Source organism: Candidatus Enterococcus willemsii, from assembly GCF_009933335.1.
Lineage (GTDB): Bacteria > Bacillota > Bacilli > Lactobacillales > Enterococcaceae > Enterococcus_F > Enterococcus_F willemsii.
In genome coordinates, this window is the sequence record NZ_MAEL01000046.1 from 47,723 (window position 1) to 63,614 (window position 15,892).

The 15,892-nt window shown below is 36.8% G+C and carries 16 protein-coding genes; 1 reads left to right on the forward strand and 15 read right to left on the reverse strand.

The genetic code is table 11. The features are described from left to right. Positions 1 to 71: 71 nt before the first annotated feature. The 3 genes from BAU17_RS09800 to BAU17_RS09810 all read right to left on the reverse strand — a co-directional run bounded on the left by BAU17_RS09800 (position 72) and on the right by BAU17_RS09810 (position 2,833). Positions 72 to 797: a dihydrofolate reductase family protein gene (locus BAU17_RS09800; protein WP_231474650.1), complete on the reverse strand. Its 726-nt coding sequence runs from the start codon at positions 795 to 797 to the stop codon at positions 72 to 74. Positions 798 to 810: 13 nt separating this feature from the next. Then, positions 811 to 1,662 carry an aldo/keto reductase gene (locus BAU17_RS09805; RefSeq protein WP_161902641.1) on the reverse strand — a complete coding sequence of 284 codons (852 nt, stop codon included), beginning with the start codon at positions 1,660 to 1,662 and terminating at the stop codon, positions 811 to 813. 199 nt (positions 1,663 to 1,861) lie between these two features. Beyond that, positions 1,862 to 2,833 carry an alpha/beta hydrolase gene (locus tag BAU17_RS09810; protein WP_202622313.1) on the reverse strand — a complete coding sequence of 324 codons (972 nt, stop codon included), beginning with the start codon at positions 2,831 to 2,833 and terminating at the stop codon, positions 1,862 to 1,864. Positions 2,834 to 2,952: 119 nt separating this feature from the next. On the opposite strand from BAU17_RS09810, the gene BAU17_RS09815 reads away from it, so the two are divergent. Beyond that, positions 2,953 to 3,390 carry a MerR family transcriptional regulator gene (locus BAU17_RS09815; protein WP_161902643.1) on the forward strand — a complete coding sequence of 146 codons (438 nt, stop codon included), beginning with the start codon at positions 2,953 to 2,955 and terminating at the stop codon, positions 3,388 to 3,390. Between the two features lie 68 nt (positions 3,391 to 3,458). On the opposite strand, the gene BAU17_RS14225 is transcribed toward BAU17_RS09815, so the two are convergent. The 12 genes from BAU17_RS14225 to BAU17_RS09870 form a co-directional block, all read right to left on the reverse strand. Then, positions 3,459 to 3,794: a dihydrofolate reductase family protein gene (locus tag BAU17_RS14225; protein WP_237579111.1), complete on the reverse strand. Its 336-nt coding sequence runs from the start codon at positions 3,792 to 3,794 to the stop codon at positions 3,459 to 3,461. A 15-nt stretch (positions 3,795 to 3,809) separates the two neighbouring features. Next, complete coding sequence (locus BAU17_RS14230) at positions 3,810 to 4,187, reverse strand: hypothetical protein (RefSeq protein WP_237579113.1); 378 nt, start codon at positions 4,185 to 4,187, stop codon at positions 3,810 to 3,812. Between the two features lie 105 nt (positions 4,188 to 4,292). Continuing rightward, positions 4,293 to 5,105 (reverse strand): Cof-type HAD-IIB family hydrolase, encoded by an 813-nt coding sequence (locus tag BAU17_RS09825; RefSeq protein WP_161902644.1) that lies wholly within the window; start codon positions 5,103 to 5,105, stop codon positions 4,293 to 4,295. Positions 5,106 to 5,130: 25 nt separating this feature from the next. After that, positions 5,131 to 5,916, reverse strand: a complete 786-nt coding sequence (locus BAU17_RS09830; protein ID WP_161902645.1) for a Cof-type HAD-IIB family hydrolase — start codon at positions 5,914 to 5,916, stop codon at positions 5,131 to 5,133. A 234-nt stretch (positions 5,917 to 6,150) separates the two neighbouring features. After that, the gene (gene coaE / locus BAU17_RS09835) at positions 6,151 to 6,750 is read right to left on the reverse strand and encodes a dephospho-CoA kinase (protein ID WP_202622314.1); all 600 of its coding nucleotides are present in this window, start codon (positions 6,748 to 6,750) and stop codon (positions 6,151 to 6,153) included. Then, complete coding sequence (gene mutM / locus BAU17_RS09840) at positions 6,750 to 7,586, reverse strand: DNA-formamidopyrimidine glycosylase (RefSeq protein WP_161902646.1); 837 nt, start codon at positions 7,584 to 7,586, stop codon at positions 6,750 to 6,752. Before mutM ends, coaE begins: the two co-directional genes overlap by 1 nt. A 14-nt stretch (positions 7,587 to 7,600) precedes the next feature. Then, positions 7,601 to 10,246: a DNA polymerase I gene (gene polA / locus BAU17_RS09845; RefSeq protein ID WP_161902647.1), complete on the reverse strand. Its 2,646-nt coding sequence runs from the start codon at positions 10,244 to 10,246 to the stop codon at positions 7,601 to 7,603. 112 nt (positions 10,247 to 10,358) lie between these two features. After that, positions 10,359 to 11,039 carry a Bax inhibitor-1/YccA family protein gene (locus BAU17_RS09850; protein WP_161902648.1) on the reverse strand — a complete coding sequence of 227 codons (681 nt, stop codon included), beginning with the start codon at positions 11,037 to 11,039 and terminating at the stop codon, positions 10,359 to 10,361. Next, complete coding sequence (locus BAU17_RS09855) at positions 11,032 to 11,499, reverse strand: MaoC family dehydratase (RefSeq protein ID WP_161902697.1); 468 nt, start codon at positions 11,497 to 11,499, stop codon at positions 11,032 to 11,034. The genes BAU17_RS09850 and BAU17_RS09855 overlap by 8 nt, the downstream gene beginning before the upstream one ends. Positions 11,500 to 11,657: 158 nt before the next feature. Further along, positions 11,658 to 12,995 (reverse strand): UDP-N-acetylmuramate--L-alanine ligase, encoded by a 1,338-nt coding sequence (murC, locus tag BAU17_RS09860; protein WP_161902649.1) that lies wholly within the window; start codon positions 12,993 to 12,995, stop codon positions 11,658 to 11,660. Between the two features lie 235 nt (positions 12,996 to 13,230). Next, positions 13,231 to 13,686 carry a SprT family protein gene (locus BAU17_RS09865; RefSeq protein ID WP_161902650.1) on the reverse strand — a complete coding sequence of 152 codons (456 nt, stop codon included), beginning with the start codon at positions 13,684 to 13,686 and terminating at the stop codon, positions 13,231 to 13,233. Next, positions 13,683 to 15,827 carry a Tex family protein gene (locus tag BAU17_RS09870; RefSeq protein WP_420022107.1) on the reverse strand — a complete coding sequence of 715 codons (2,145 nt, stop codon included), beginning with the start codon at positions 15,825 to 15,827 and terminating at the stop codon, positions 13,683 to 13,685. Before BAU17_RS09870 ends, BAU17_RS09865 begins: the two co-directional genes overlap by 4 nt. Positions 15,828 to 15,892: the final 65 nt, after the last annotated feature.

A 15,892-nucleotide genomic window follows, 5' to 3' on the forward strand; every position in this document is an offset into this window, starting at 1 on the left:
TGTACATGAAGTCAAGAATTTTACTAACGATTTTTACATCATTTGATTTTCTCAATCATCCTAAGAAATAGCTATTCTTTGTTTACTTTGTATCGTAGCCAAACAGTACTATCCTTTAAAGGTTTGACATCCATTAACGAAAATGACATAGGGGCAATTTGGGATAAGGGTTCTTTCGCCATAAATAAGGTTGGCATATCTGGATCACCATTTGCAATTGGTGCCATGACAATACTTACTTCATCTACCAGACCATTTTGTAAGAACGCCCAATTGAGTGTGCCGCCACCACCTATCATGATTCGGTCCATATGAAACAATGTATACAATTTATCTAAGACAAGCTCATTATCAAGAGTGTCTTTACCTGCGATAATATAAGAAATTTTCATTTTTCTTAAAAAGGCTTTATAGGCATTTGATGCCCGTTCTGTTAATACTTCAATAATGTGTGCATGTCGTTTCCCATAATCAACAGCATTGACTGTCCAACCTAATCTTCCAGACGGATCAATTGAAACATAATACATATCTGCATGGTCATTGACAATATAATCCCCAGCAGGAACTGCTTCTGCGTTTTCATCTAACTCTGGTTTTTGGTAGTGGGTCATATTATCGTCTGTTGTGACACGCCCATTCAAGTATCCTTTAATATCCAAAACTTGGGTATCTGGGTGTAAAGCAATCTCTTGGTATTGTTGACTAGCAGAGTAAAATTCAGGAAGTTTCATACTATTAATTTTTCCGTCTAAAGACGTGTGCGTGTGAACAATTACGTAAGGTTTCATTCTCATTCATTTCCCTTCATTACCATAAAGCAAGTGACTGCTTCTTCATTGGTTTCTTAAAGTATTTATCAATTTGTTGTAATTCTGTTTCTGTCAATTGAATGTCGGCTGCTTTGATATTATCAATCATATGTTTTGGATTACTCGATTTCGGAATAGCAATTGTTTGCTGATTCCGTATGCTCCAAGATAATAAAATTTGCGAAATACTTGCTTGATGATTTAGCGCAATTGTTTCAAGTACTTTACTTTGTGAAGAAAGCAAGCCTTTTAAATTCCCTTTAATCATTGGTGAATATGCAATCAATGGCAATTGTTGGGTTTGCATATAAGGAAGTAAATCATATTCAATCCCTCGATCAATTAAATTGTACTTCACTTGATTTGTTTGACAGTTTTTTCCATTGGGTAATGTCATCATGTGTTGCAAATCTATTGTATCAAAATTAGAAACGCCCCAAGCACGAATCTTACCATCGTTTTTGACTTGTTCCAACGCATCAATTGTTTCTTCTAACGGCACGGTACTTTTCCAATGGAGCAAATACATGTCTAAATAAGGGACATCTAACCGTTCTAAGGATCGTTCCAAACTTTGAGCTAGTCGTTTTTTTGAGGCATTTTCAGGTAAAACTTTGGAAATCAAATAAATATCTTCTCGATTGACCTGTTTTAAAACGTGTCCGACTAATTGTTCAGATCGTCCATTACCGTACATTTCAGCCGTATCAATAACTTGTGCACCAGCAGCTATACCTTTTAGCATCGCCTCGACTTCTCTATCTTGATCTAGTTTGTTGTTTCCAATATTCCAAGTGCCAATGCCAATTGGGAAAACCTCTCGCCCATTTATTTTTACATTTTGAACCATCGCCTTCACTCCTTAAATAAAAATTGCGCATTCAATATCAGACATGTTTCTCATTTTCACCTATCACATACTAAGATATGTGTTAAAAGCATTGGAGATAGAATGGAACTTTCATTAATGATTATGCTTTATCAATAATCAAACAGCTATGTTTCCTCGTTAAACACTGCTGTTTGATAGTTTAATTAAATAATACTAACTACTTTAAATTCTCTTTCAGAAACACAGTGATTTCATCAAACGGAATAATGTCCATTTGATCATATAAATCGGTATGTGAAGCTCCTGGAATCACTTTTAATTTTTTGTTGTCTCCTTTTAATTCTTTATAAGCATCTTCACTGAAGTAGAGAGAATGTGCTTTTTCACCATGAATTAAAAAGGCTGCGCTTCGAATTTCATCAATATACTGCAACAATGGCATATTCATAAATGAAAGTGACGACGTAATGTTCCACCCATCATTGGAATTCAATGAACGTTCATGATAGCCACGAGTTGTTTTATAGTATGCGTGGTAATCTTTGACGAAATCTGGTGCATCATCTGGTAAAGGATCAACAACACCACCTGCACGTTCATACGAATCATTTTTGTAATCAACCAATCGTTGTTGGTTTAAACTTTGGCGCGCTTCATATCTTGCGTCGGCGTCCATTGTATCAAAATATCCTTGTGCATTGACACGTGACATATCGTACATCGTTGATGCGACAGTTGCTTTAATTCTTGTATCGATTGCCGCTGCATTTAGAGCCATACCGCCCCAGCCGCAAATACCGACAATCCCAATTTTTTCTGGATCGACATTGTCTTGCACGGATAGAAAATCAACTGCGGCTTGGAAATCTTCTGTATTAATATCTGGTGACGCAACATAACGTGGTGTACCACCACTTTCTCCGGTAAATGAAGGGTCAAATGCAATCGTTAAAAAGCCACGTTCAGCTAACGTTTGTGCATACAAACCAGATGATTGCTCTTTCACCGCGCCAAATGGTCCAGCAACCGCTAATGCTGATAATTTCCCTTGTGCGTCTTTTGGTTCATATAAATCAGCGACTAATGTGATTCCATAACGATTGTGGAAAGTAATTTTTCGATGATTTATCTTGTCACTTTTTGGAAAAACTTTGTCCCATTCTTGTGTAATTGTTAATTCTTTACTCAATCGTATCCTCTCCTTTTTGGTTGTTTGACATACCATTCATTTTGAATGTATGATAAGCATATCCCCTAAACCTGACTTTAGGTCAAGAGGTTTTATTTTTTTACGAGGAAGTGAATAGGATGTATACAATTGGTCAGGTTTCTGAGATGTTTCAGTTACCAATTTCAACATTACGATATTACGACAAAGAAGGATTATTTCCCGATATGCAAAGAGTTGGTGGTATCAGACAATTTTCTGAAAATGAACTCGAAGCGTTGCGAGTGATTGATTGTTTAAAAAAATCTGGTGTAGAAATTAAAGACATTAAGCAATTTATGGAATGGAATATGCAAGGTAGCGAAACATTCCAGCAACGGAAAGAACTCTTTGAAAAACAGAAACAAGCCGTTGAAGACGAACTACGTAATTTAGAAAAAACATTAGATATGATCAAATACAAATGCTGGTACTATGAAACAGCTATGAATGATGGCACAGAAGAAAACATTCTGGCAATGTTACCGAATCAATTACCTGCTGAAATTCAAGCATGTTATGACCATGCACATTTGTAGAACAAAACAGGAAGTTTCTTGAAGAAACTTCCTGTTTTTTTTCAATGACAGTTTTACAAAGCAATTCCTTATTCAGCTTTTTTCACTTTATATCTCAACCAAACTGTGCCATCTGGTTCACTTTCCACATTTAATAATTCAAACGATACGGGGGTATCTTTTGACACACCTTCTTTTGCTGTAAAGAAGGTTGATGTTTTCGCATTTCCATCTGCAAATGGCGCCATTACAACGCTGACTTCATCACATAAACCAGCTTGAATGAATGACCAGTTCAATACCGCTCCACCACCTAGCATTAATGTCTGAATATTAAATTCACGGTACAATTTTTCTACTACAGCTTCATAGTCTAATGTGTCTTCACCACATATGATATAAGGAATATTGCGTTCACGTAGCATGGCTTTATAAGCATGCTACGCTTTTTCCGTCAAGACTTCAATAATCGTCGCATGCGTTTCTCGATAGTCTAGCGTATTTGATTCCCACGCTAATTTGCCAGAAGGATCTACCGATACATAATATTTCGGCGCATTTGTTTCGACGATAAAATCTCCTTCAGGTACGATTGGTGCATTTTCAGGTAATTCAGGTTCTTTGTATTTGGTAAAAGCTTCATCTGAAGTCGTGCGACCAGATAACCAAGCTTGTGTATCATAATAAGCATCCGGTCCAAAAGCAACATTATAAAAGAAATCTGCACTTGCTTTGCGTGCAGGTAAAGCTTTGTGAGGGCCATCAATCTTCCCGTCAATCGATGTTACCATATGACAAAATATATAAGGTTTATTCACACATATCATCCTCCTTTTTTATGATGTAAGTGTACAACCTAAAGTAACATCTAGGTCAAGTATTTTTGACGAAAAAGTGTACAAAATTAACATCTATCTACGTCACTATGTTATCCCACTCATTTTAGCTAACCATGTTTCAATGACAGTTAATACACCCTCATCATCATTGGAAGGTGCCACATAACGAGCGGTTTGAAGTACCTCTTCACTGCCATTTGCCATCGCATAACTAAATTCTGCCAATTTTAACATCTCTAAATCGTTATTACTGTCTCCAAAAGCAAGTAATTGACTCGCTGAAATTTGCCATCGCTTCAACAAATAAAGCAATGCTTGCCCCTTATTGACAGAAGGAATAAGCAAGTCTACACTATCATGACCACTCACAACAGCCGTAATATCCTTTGAAAAGTGCTGATTTAATTGGTCCACTAGCGATTTTGCCTCTCGTTCTGGAACTTGTAAAGCAATTTTGACAAATTCATCCTCCGGTAGATTATCAAAAGAAGCCACTTCTGCTAGTGCGTAGTAATATCTGTTTGCAAATTGCTGGAATGCCTCTGGTTGTTTTTCCAGCATATATGCTTGCTTTGCACCACATAAGACAATACCAATTGATACATCCAACTGTAACAAAAATCTCAACACGCTATGGACAGTTATCGAATCAAAAGTGGCTTTTTTGAGCAACTGATTTTTTTCAAAGATTAATGCACCGTTCTCTGAAACAAACGTAATCTCACTTTGATTTGGAAAAAAAGAAGATAATTGCGCGTATTGGTTGCCACTCGCAACAATGAATTTGATATCTTTTTCTTGTAACTCCTGGTAAATTTTTTCAAATCGTTCCCGAGAGTAATCATTGGTTGACTTTAAAAAGGTCCCATCCATGTCTACTGCAATTGCTTTAATCATATTTCTCACTCCTCATACAACTTTCTCAAAGAACATTCAATTGTTTTAACGCATATTCAATACCATCGGCTTCATGGTCATGCGTAATAAATGTCGCAGCTTCTTTGACATGTTCATTAGCATTTCCCATCGCAACTGCATGTCGCACAACTTCAAACATACTAATATCATTATTGCCATCACCAAATGCATAAGTCTGATTCAAATCTGATAGATTTAATTTCTCTAACAATTCGACAATCCCAGCTTTTTTGGAACGATTTTTATTAACAATTGCCATCGAAAAAGGACTATCTCGATAAAAAGTCAACTGATCATTAAATTGTTCCATCAGTAAAGCATCGTGTGCTATTTCTTCACTGAAGAGATACAGCATATTAATCTCTTTTTTTGTATAGAAAAACGGATCAATCTCAGGCAACGGCGCATTGTCTAATTTATAGAGCTTCTTTGTCGCTTCATCAATAAAATTAATGCGATATTCCTTTGGTGTATAACAGGATACCGGATGTCCTAATTCTTCAGCAAAAGCTAACACATTTTCGATAATAGCAGTATCGATTCGGTGATTAACAAGTATTTCCCCTTCTACCACCACATACTGACCGTTCAAGCTAACATACGAATGAATCGCTGTTGCTTTGGTAATCTCTTCAATTTCAATAGGCGAACGTCCACTGGCAATTACCGTTAAATAATTTTTTTCTGCTAATTGTTTCAATACGTTTAAATTGCTCGAGCTAATTTGTGATTGTTTATTTAATAACGTCCCATCTAAATCAAAAAATACGACACCTTGATAGTTTTTCATCGACTCAACTCCTTTCCTTTCAATATAGCACAAACAAAAAGCAATGGTAAGCCTTTTCAAAAAAGGTTACCATTACTTTTATCGTATATTATGACATAAAAATTGTAAAACTGCGTAAAATCGCTGAAACAAGAATAGTGACGATGGTCATTCCTGAGACAAAACCAACATGTAAAAAAAACCGTATGAAATCTATTTTTAGAAGTAGATTTCATACGGTCTTTTCTCACTAACTTACTTCAAAAAATGATGTTCTTTCAACCATTTTTCAACTTGTTGTTGGGTCTCTAATTGACTGCCTTGATTGTCAAATACAACATCTGCCAGTTGTTTCTTCTCTTCAATTGGCATTTGACTTTTGATGCGTTGTTGTGCTTCTTCTTTGGTCAATTGGTCACGTGCCATTAAGCGTTGCTCTTGTATTTCTTCAGGAACATAGACTACTGCTACTTGATCCATTACATCTTCATAATGGGATTCAAATAATAATGGTATATCGGCAATCACTAATGATGACCGCGATTTATAGTTATCGATTTGTCTCAAAATCTCTAAACGGATAATTGGACCAAGAATTGCATTGAGCTGTTCTCGTTTTTGCTCATCACTAAAAACAAGCGCCCCTAATTTTTTTCGATTCAACGTACCATTTTCTTGTAAAATATCCACACCAAATGTATCAACGATCGTTGCTAAACCTAGAGTATTTGGCTCGACGACTTCACGAGCAATCACATCTCCATCGACTATTGGAAATCCATGTTGACGTAAGAAATTGACAACCGTACTTTTTCCAGTAGCAATACCCCCAGTTATTCCTAGTACCATACTCATCAGTCATCACCCTTTCTTACTTGACACTGCGGGCAATAATGCGTGCCACGTTGTGCAACCTTAGTTTTCACAATCGCTATCCCACAATGATTACACGGGAGTCCTGTCTGTCCATAAACATGCAAGGAAACTTGGAAGTTTCCCGCTTCGCCTAAAGCATTGGCATAACTACGGATTGTTGTTCCACCGGCTTCAACAGCTCGTGCCAACACATCAATAATTGCTTGATGTAAGGCAATCACTTCCGTTTCAGAAAGCAGATTGGCAGGTGTTTCTGGATGAATTTTTGCTTCCCATAAGGCTTCGTCAACATAAATATTTCCCAAACCTGTCACTAATTTTTGATCTAATAATAAAGGTTTAATTGCTTTATGCGATTTTTTTAATTGTTGCTCAAAGCGTTCTTTCTTAAATTCACTAACAATTGGTTCTGGCCCAAGTTGGACAATACCTTTATAGGATGAGCTGCTATTTTTCGGTACTAATGCCATGCGTCCAAATTTTCGGACATCATGATAGCTTAATTGCGAACCATCAGTAAATGTAAAAATCACATGCGTGTGTTTGCCGGGCGTCTGCGGTTCTTGAGAAAATTCGTATTTTCCTTCCATTCGCAAATGAGAAATTAAATCAAAATCACTTAATTTAAAAATTAAAAATTTTCCACGTCTTTCAATCGTCTCGATGGTTTGATTGATTAGTTGTTCTTGAAATAGTTCCACTTCTGGCAGTTCAATAATTCGTGGCCATCGAACAGTAACAGATGCGATGGTCTTTCCTTGAACGAGACGAACAAGCCCTTTACGGACAGTTTCGACTTCTGGTAATTCTGGCAAATGGTCTCACCTCTTTACTTTGCATCGTACCATGTTTTGCCCCAACTACTATCTGTAATCAATGGGACATGTAATGTAACTGCATTTTCCATGACTTCACGAACTAATTGGTCTAATTGTTCTAATTCATGTTCAGGCACTTCAAATACGAGCTCATCGTGAACTTGTAATAACATGGTCGCTTCTAGTTTTTCTTCTTTTAATCGTTTCGTTAATTCAATCATCGCAATTTTTAAAATATCCGCCGCACTTCCTTGAATTGGTGAGTTAATAGCTGTACGTTCTGCAAATGAACGTACATTAAAATTACGAGAATTGATATCTGGTAAATAACGACGACGATGGTATAACGTTTCAACATATCCTTTATCTTTGGCTTCACGAACAACATTTTCCATATACTCTTTGACACCTGGATAGCGTTCAAAGTAAGTATCAATATATTGCTGGGCTTCTTTTCTAGAAATACCTAAGTTTTGAGACAAACCATAATCAGAAATACCGTAGACAATCCCAAAGTTAACCGCTTTTGCCTGACGGCGCATATTCGGTGTCACATCTTCGGCTTTTTCAATTCCAAAGACACGCATGGCAGTACTTGAATGGATATCTTGTCCTTCAATGAAGGCCGCTTTCAAATGTTCATCATCAGAAATATGCGCCAATACCCGTAACTCGATTTGTGAGTAATCGGAAGAATAAATGACCCAATTTTCTTTTCTTGGGACAAAGGCTTCCCGAATTTTGCGTCCTTCTTCTAAACGAATTGGGATATTTTGTAAGTTTGGATCAACTGAACTTAAGCGTCCCGTTTGCGTCAGTGTTTGGACATAACGGGTATGGATTTTACCATCGGCTTGAATCATTTTCAATAGACCTTCAACATAAGTGGATTGAATTTTAGCAATTTGGCGATACGTCAAAATATCTTCGACAATTGGCGCTTGTGCTTTTAACTGTTCTAAGACATCAACGGCAGTTGAATAGCCGGTTTTTGTTTTTTTGATAACCGGCAAGCCCATTTTTTCAAACAAGATGACACCTAATTGTTTAGGTGAATTCAAGTTAAATTCTTCGCCTGCTTGGTCATAAACACGTTGTTCAATTTCTTGTAGTCGCTCGGCGAATTCGCCTTTCATTTGATTTAATCGTAAAGCATCTACTCGGATTCCTGTAATTTCCATTTCAGCTAAAATTTTAGATAATGGAAATTCCATTTCATCAAATAAAGCCGTTTGGCCTTTTGCTTCTAATTCTTCTTTTAATTTATCCGTTAACCATCCAATAGCTTTCACTTTACGTGCTAAATGGCCAAAGAAAACTTCTTCCTCTTCTGGCAGTCCTTTTTTAGCGCCTCGACCGTAAATAGCATCGTCTGATTGAATATCTGAATAACCATAATGTTCAGCAACACCAGCAATATCATTGTTGGTATCATTGGTGTCTAATAAATAAGCAGCTAATAAGACGTCAAATACTAACCCTTTTGGACGGCCGATATAACGATTTAACAGAACCTCAGTGCTTTTCGCATCATAAACTGTTTTCGTTTTTTGTTCATCAAACAACCATGCTTGAAAGGCTTCATCTTCAAAAATCGCATCATTATTGCTGACATAAATTTTGTCTTTTGTACCCCAAGCGACACCAACAATATCCTCAATATGATAATTGTCACCTAATGTTTCTACATAAAAAGCTGCATGCTCCTCAAACATTTCCGGACTAGTTTGTTCAACAACTTCAAATAAGATATCGTCCATATCTTTTGTATCGTCTACAACATTTAATTTTTCAAGGAAAGTTTTAAAATTCATTTCTTTGTAAAATGGAATTAATTTCTCTAAATCTTTGCCTTCGTATTTTAACTCATCAATCGCAATATCGACAGGCGAATCAATATTAATCGTTGCTAATTTTTTGGATAAAAAGGCTAGTTCACGATCATTGATAAGATTTTCTTTCATTTTGCTTTGTTTCATTTCATCAATGTGTTCATAAATTCCTTCAACAGATCCATATTGTTTTAACAATTTAATCGCTGTCTTCTCACCAATTTTTGTGACACCAGGGATATTATCTGATGCATCACCAGCTAATCCTTTCATATCAATAATTTGTAAAGGTGTTAAGCCGTCATATTTTTCTGCGATATGAGCTGGCGTATAAGATTCGATATCACTTACCCCTTTGACCGTAATATCTACTTTGATTTCATCGGTTGCTAATTGCGTCAAGTCACGGTCCCCCGTCAAAATGACCACATCAAAAAGTTCTTTATCAACTTTATTTGCTAAGGTACCGATAATATCATCTGCTTCATAATTATCTAGTTCATAATGTTTGACGCCTAAACCAGTAATCAATTCGCGAATATAGGGCATTTGTTCTTTAAATTCACCAGGAGTTTTTGCTCGCCCCCCTTTGTATTCATCATACCAAGCGTTTCGGAAGGTCGTTTTACCAGCATCAAAAGCGACTAAGACATGTGTTGGTTCTTCTTTCGCCATGACATTTTCAAACATGTTGTTAAAAGCATAAATCGCATTCGTGTGTAGACCATTGTTATTTTTAAAGCGTTCTAATGAATTGTGTAACGCAAAAAACGCACGGAACGCTACACTGTTACCATCGACTAATAATAATTTATTTTTTGTCATTTTATAAGCTCCTCACTTCAAGCATTCTTCTTCATTTTAACAAACAATTCGACGGAATGCGATTAATTAGGCAAAAAAAACGAACACTGGTTTGCCAGCATTCGTTCTTTGCTTAATTTCTTGAAAAAATTCGTAATAGTGATAAGAATAGGTTGATGAAATCCAAGTACAATTGCAATGCCATAAAAGCAGCAAAGCCTAAATTATCTTGCCCTTGGGTCGCAAAGTAGACTTGGCGAATTCGTTGATTGTCGTAAGCTGTTAAACCGACAAAAATCAAAACAATGACATAATCTAAAAAGTAGCTAACAGCTGAACTTTGCAAGAAAATATTCACGATAGTCGCAATAATTACGCCCCATAACATGCTAATTCCCGCACGACCAATTCCGCTTAAATCACGTTTGGTAAAAATACCGATAAACGACATAACCAGAAAAGTTGTGGCCGCTACGACAAAGGCTTTGGCTGCATTATCTACACCGTAAGCTAAAATGGTAATTGACAGAACCAAACCATTTAATAAGGAGTAGACAATAAATCCTGCAATTGTTAACGCTGGATTACTTTTCGCTTTCGCACTCAATAAAATAACCAACCCAATTTCTAGTATCCAGATACCAGTTAATCCTAGTGGGAATCGTTGAATAAAAGTCAACGTTTGTTCTAAAAAGACATTTGCGCCTAAAAAGGCTGCTAAGGCACTAATACCCAATCCTAAACCAAAAATACCATACACTTTGGCATAAAATTGATTCAAGCCTTTTGCTTCAATTACTTGATGATTATTCATTTGTTTCCTCGCTTTCTTCGACTCTCGTTGGTGGTTGAACCATGACCACAGCATCTAACACACGATCTTCTTCAGCATTCGTTGCTTCAACAGAAATCGTAATGACGTCTTTCATTTTATCAACTTTGATTACTTCAAAATCAAACGTTAATGTTTCATAATGATAAACAGGTTCTACAAAATTCACAGAAAAATTCACTACATGAGATCCTGGACCAGGCAAGTGTTTTGAAATCGCACTTGTCACAATTCCCATCAGCATTACTGAAGGAACAATCGGACGTTCATACACAGTTTGTTGTGCATAATCATGTTGAATGTACAATGGATTCGCATCATTGGTCAATCCTAAATACAATAACAATTGATTATCTTCAATCGATTCTGTAACGGAAAGGGCGTCTCCTTCCTCAATTTCATTAATCGTTTTTCCTAGTTTTCTCGGCTTACCTATCAAAATAGCAGTCCTCCATGTAAATTATGTTTTCTTTTATTTTATCAAAAGCATAGAAAAGTGCAAGCATGGAAATTCCACTTAGGCTTTTTTACTTTTCTTTTTTATATAACAAGTAAAGAAAAACTGATTTACTAACCAGCGTTAATAAATCAGTTTTGATTTTATAGTACGTTGCGTGTTGTTTTGCTTAGCAATGATTCATAGGCGTGTTCGAATTTTTGCACATCTCCAGCACCCATAAAAATAATCACTGCATTTTCATGATCAAGTAACGGTGATACATTTTCTTCCTTCACTACTTGACCACCTTTTTTGATTTTTGCACCTAAATCTTCAATTTTTACATCGCCTTGAGATTCTCTGGCTGAACCAAAAATATCACATAGATACACTTGATCAGATAAATCTAGCGCTTCTGCAAATTCGTCCATTAATGCAATTGTACGTGTAAACGTATGTGGTTGGAACACCGCAATGATTTCTTTGTCAGGATATTTTTGACGTGCACCATCAATAGTTGCTTTAATTTCAGCTGGATGATGTGCGTAATCATCCACAATTGTCATATCCGCAACAATTTTTTCACTAAAACGACGTTTCACGCCTTGGAAAGTCAACATTTCTTCCGCAACTTTTTGCATATCAAAGCCTTCTAAATGAGCTGTCGCAATGACCCCCAGTGCATTATTAATATTGTGTTGACCAAATGCTGGTAAGACGAAATGGCCAATAAATTTATCATGAAAATACACATCAAATGCTGAACCTTGTGTCGTACGAACAATATTACGTGCTTGAATATCGTCATCTTCATTGACACCATAGTAATAAATTGGGACATCTGCTTCTAATTTACGTAAATATTCATCGTCTCCAAAAGCTAAAATGCCTTTTTTCACTTGATTTGCCATTACTTGGAATGCAGAGAAGACATCGTCAATACTCTTATAGTAGTCTGGATGGTCGAAATCAATATTCGTCATAATTGCATAGTCTGGTGAATACGCTAAGAAATGACGACGGTATTCGCAAGCTTCAAAGGCAAATACTTCGGCATCGGGATCCCCATGTCCTGTACCATCGCCAATTAAATAGCTTGTTGGACAAATCCCTGTTAAGACATGTGATAATAAACCTGTCGTGCTCGTTTTTCCATGTGAGCCTGTTACGGCAATACTTGTAAAGTTTTGAATAAATTGGCTAATAAAATCATGGTAACGAATCACTTCTAAACCAAGGTCACGTGCACGAACTAACTCTTCATGCGCATCAGTAAAGGCATTCCCTGCAATCACAGTTAAACCTTCATGAATATTTTCTGCGTCAAATGGGTACAACGGAATCCCTGCTTTTTCTAAGTCACGTTGCGTGAAGAAATATTCTTCCACGTCTGAACCTTGCACCGTTAATCCTTGTTCGTGTAACACTAAAGCCAACGAACTCATTCCTGATCCTTTAATTCCTACAAAATGATAAATTTTATCTGTTGAATTTGTCATACTTAATATCCTCTTTTCTCAAAAGACACCCAGTGCGTCGTCTTGATTAAAATTTAAGTAGAAATAATTTAGTCATACATCTAGTGGTTTCTTTTACTAGTTCATCTGAATCAACTATGTTTACTCCCACTTTTCTACCTATTACTATCGAACTGGGACATATTATCTTATAAAACATCAAAAAAAGCAACGGGTTTCACTTTAGTTTGTCTAAGATTTATTATTCTCTCATTATTTACCTAACAAGTGTTCGGGTATCTATCCAAAGTAATTTCCCACGACAATTGCCACAGCCATAACGATTGGTATTTATTTTTCTTCGTCTTTCAACCACCGTATTGCAATTTTGACATTGATAGCGTTGAACCGTTACTTTTTTAGTCACAGAAGGAGCAAAGCGACTGCCTCCTGTTTTGGCAAGCAATGCTTTAAAATCAGCATCTTTGTGTTGATACCCTTTCCCTTCAAGGTGCAGATGATAATGACACAGTTCGTGTTTAATAATGCCAACAAATACTTCCTGTCCATGTTGTAACATGGCTGGATTAAAATCTAAATGATGGTCGTTCAAATGATAACGACCACCAGTTGTTTTTAATCGTGCATTAAAGACTGCACGGTGACGAAATGCTTTCCCAAATGAATCCAAAGACACTTGTTCCACTAATGCTTGTAATTCTTCTTGAGTCATTTTGATTCGCCAGGGTCAAGCATGGTTAAACTAATCCGACCTTTATTAATATCGGCTTGATCAATCCAGACAGTCACAACGTCACCAACTGCCACGACATCTTTTGGATGCTTGACAAACTTTTTCGTTAATTTAGAAATATGAACTAATCCATCTTGTTTTACACCAATATCGACAAAAGCGCCAAAGTCAATTACGTTTCGGACTGTTCCTTTCAGTTCCATACCAGGTTTTAAATCTTCCATCGATAACACATCTTTACGTAATAGTGGAGCGGGCATTTCATCACGCATGTCCCTTCCTGGTTGAACTAAGGCTTTGACAATATCAATCAGTGTTTCTTTCCCTACTGCTAACTGGGTTGCTAATTGAGAGATGTCTAATTGGTTTAAAGCTTCTTTAGCGGGTTCTTCGCCAAGTTGAGTTAAAGGCACCTTAGCAACTTGTAAAATTTCTTTTGCTACATCGTAACTTTCAGGATGGATACCCGTCGTATCTAAAATATTTTTACCACCAGGAATACGCAAAAATCCAATCGCTTGTTCGTAGGCTTTTGGTCCTAAGCGCGGTACTTTCTTCAATTGATTTCGTTGCGTAAATGCACCATTTTCTTCGCGGTAATTCACAATATTTTGTGCCGTTGTTTTATTCAAACCGGAAACATGTTGCAATAATTGTGGGCTTGCTGTATTCACATCAACACCGACTTGGTTAACCACCGTTTCAACAACAAAGTCTAGTTGTTCTGCTAAACGTTTTTGTGAGACATCGTGTTGATACTGGCCAACACCGACTGCTTTTGGTTCAATTTTAACCAATTCCGCTAATGGATCTTGCAAACGTCGAGCAATACTAATGGCACTACGTTCTTCTACTGGTAAATCAGGAAACTCTTGGCGGGCAGTATCACTTGCGGAATAAACCGAAGCACCTGCCTCATTAACAATGACATAAAAAACATCACGAGTAATAGCTTTTAATTGTTCCGCCACAAATTGTTCTGACTCACGACTAGCCGTACCATTCCCGATAGCGACCATATCGACTTGATATTTTTCAACGAGCTTCACAAAAGCAGAAGCAGCAGCTTGACGTTTCTCTGCATTTGCCGGTTTATGCGGATAAATGACTTCGATTGCCAATAATTTCCCTGTTGCATCAACAACCGCTAATTTACAACCCGTGCGATATGCTGGGTCAAATCCAAGAACGACTTTCCCTTTCAATGGCGGTTGCAATAATAGATTCCGTAGATTTTCACCAAAAATGGCAATGGCTTGTTCATCTGCTTGTTCGGTTAATTCATTGCGGATTTCGCGTTCCAATGCCGGTCCAATGAAGCGTTTGTACGCATCTTGATAAGCTTCAATAATAAATGGCGTAGCTGTCGAAGAGCTATCTTTGATAAGTTGTCGGTTTAGGTAATTGAACACCTTTTCATCATCTGAAAGTAACGCAACTTTTAAAATCCCTTCTTTTTCACCGCGGTTGGTTGCTAATACACGATGTGAGACAATTTTATTAATTGGTTCTGAGAAATTATAATACATCTCATACACACTTTTTTCGTCTTTGTCACCGTCTTTCACCTTGCTTGTATAGCTTCCTTTATTGTAAATATAGCTACGAATCCACGTGCGAAAAACAGCCGAATCACCAAATTGTTCCGCTAAAATCTCATGGACACCTTGTAAGGCTTGCTCGGGCGTTTCAATTGCTTCATTGACATAATTTGACGCTTCTTGATACACGTCTTCCTTAGGAAACGACAATAACCAATTCGCAAAAGGTTCTAAGCCATTTTCTTTGGCAATTGTTGCTTTCGTCCGACGTTTTTGTTTGTACGGACGATATAAATCTTCTACTTGTTGCATTTTAGTCGCCGCAAGAATATTTTTTTGCAATTCAGGCGTTAATTTTTCTTGTTCATCAATCAAACGCACAACTTCTTCTTTACGTTTTTCTAAATTTTCTAAGTAAGTATAACGTTCTTCAATTTCCCGAATTTGTACCTCATCTAAATTGCCCGTCATTTCTTTTCGATAACGTGCAATAAAAGGAACCGTATTTCCTTCATTCAGTAGTTCTAATACTTTTTTTAGTTGATTACCACGATAACTTGTCAGTTCCGCTTGTAACATTTGAAGAATTTTTTCGTTCATGTATGTTGCTCTCACCTTTCTTGTCACATCTTTTCTATTTTACC